The 2,001-nt window shown below is 67.6% G+C and carries 2 protein-coding genes; both read right to left on the bottom strand.

Annotated features, from left to right (window positions below; all coding sequences use genetic code 11):
• Positions 1-505 (bottom strand): enoyl-CoA hydratase/isomerase family protein (locus RHBS_RS27260; protein WP_237669831.1); only part of this gene is annotated, 505 nt, incomplete at its 3' end.
• 26 nt (positions 506-531) lie between these two features.
• Positions 532-2,001 (bottom strand): AMP-binding protein (locus RHBS_RS27255; protein ID WP_128646898.1); only part of this gene is annotated, 1,470 nt, incomplete at its 5' end.

Below are 2,001 nucleotides of genomic sequence, written 5' to 3'. Positions count from 1 at the left end.
TCGGCGGCCGCTGCATCCAGCGGATCGCCGCTGAGCGCTGGCCATCGCTTTGGCCTTGCCAACGGCCCGGATTAGGCGTTGCGTGCCGCCCGCACCCCGGGATCACTCCGAGCTTCACCTCCGGCACGGCGAACCGAGCGCCCGCTCCGGCGATGACCGTGTCGCAGGCCAGCGCTAGCTCGCAACCACCGCCGAAGGCTACGCCTTCGACTGCGGCGATCACCGGCTTGCGACACGCGTTAAGCACCTCCCAGGTCGGCCCGCCGCCAGCGTCGAACGACCCCAGGATCGATTCGGCGCGCAATGCGTCGAATGCGTTGATGTCAGCGCCCGCGCAGAACGCCTTCGACGATCCGGTGATGATCACTGCACGCACGGCATCGTCGTCCTTGCACGTTGCCAGGTGCGCGCCGAGCGCATCGAAAACTTCTCGGTTGAGCGCGTTGTAGGCCTTCGGGCGATTCAGGCTCAGCACGGCGACCGCGCCGACGTGCTCGCGGATCACCACTGGCTCTCCGGTAGACGCTGACGTCATTCGGTGACCCCTGTGTACACGTCGGCGTGGTCGACCCGCATGACCTTCTTGTCGAGTTTGCCGACGCTGGTGCGCGGCAGAGCGTCGACGCGAATCACGACGTCGGGCAGCTGCCACTTCGCGAACCGCCCGGCGAGCAGCTCGTGGATCTCCGCGAGGGGCACATCTTCGCCGTCGATCGTGGCGAGCAGCACGACGGGGCGTTCCTGCCACTTCGGGTGCGCGACGCCGATGACGGCCGCCTCCCGCACCCGCGGGTGTGCCACGATCGCGTTCTCCATGTCGATCGACGAGATCCATTCGCCGCCGCTCTTGACCACGTCCTTGAGCCGGTCGACGACCTTAACGTAGCCGTTCGGATGGATGGTCGCGACGTCGCCGCTCCGCCAGAAGCCGTCGATGAACCGCTCGCCGGGAACCTCGTCGAGGTCGTGGTAGCGCTCGGTGATCCACGGGCCGCGGATGAGCAGCTCGCCCTCGGCGACGCCGTCGTGCGGCAGTTCCTCGCCCGAGGGGCCGATGACCTTCAGGTCCACGCCGACGCAGGGGAGTCCCTGGCAGCGCTTGAGGTCCCAGCGCTCATCATCGGTGAGATCCGTGAGGGTCGGCTTGATGCCGCGGTTGACGGCCACGAACGGCGTCGTCTCCGTTGCTCCGTAGGCGTGGATGATGTCGGCGCCGGTGAGCTCGAAGAATCCGCGCATCATGGTCAATGGCGGCTCCGTCGCCCCACAGAGGAGCCGAGCACGGCTGAGGTCGGGCATCGCGTCGAGGGTCTTGATGTAGTCGAGCATGGGACCAAAGATCGCGGGTGCGCCGTTCGCCACGGTCACCTGCTCGGCGATCATCGCGTCGACGAGAACTGCCGTGTCCTCGGCGGTGTACCGGCCGGGGAGGACGACCTTCGCCTGCGCGTACACCGCCGACTGGGGCAGTCCCCAGCTCTGGCCGTGGAACATCGGCGTGATCAGCATGACCGAGTCCGCGGCGTTCATCCCCATGGCGGCCACCTGCGCCATGGTGTGCAGGTAGATGCCCCGGTGCGAGTAGTACACACCCTTCGGCCGGCCGGTGGTTCCCGTGGTGTAACAAGCGCTGTACGTGGACGTCTCGTCGATCACTGGCCAGTCGATCTCGTCGGAGGCCTCAGCCATGAGATCCTCGAAGAAGACCGCGTTCGGCAGGCCGGGATCCACCTCGGACGAGGGCCGGTCGGTCATCACGACCCAGGTCGTGATGCCGGGTGCGTGTGGAGCGAGTTCGCGGGCGACCGGGAGCAGGGACTCGTCGACCAGCACGACGGAGGCGCCGCTGTGGGTGGCGACGTAGCCGAGGTCCGCCGGCGAGAGGCGCAGGTTCATCTGCAGCATCGCCGCCGCCGTGCCGGGGATGGCCCAGTACAATTCGAAGTGGCGCTTGCTGTTCCAGTCCAGGATGCCGACCACGTCGCCGGGCCCACGCCGAGA

This window comes from Rhodococcus sp. BS-15, from assembly GCF_000813105.1.
In the GTDB taxonomy this organism is placed as follows: Bacteria; Actinomycetota; Actinomycetes; order Mycobacteriales; family Mycobacteriaceae; genus Rhodococcoides.
This window is presented reverse-complemented; position numbering and strand designations above follow the sequence as displayed.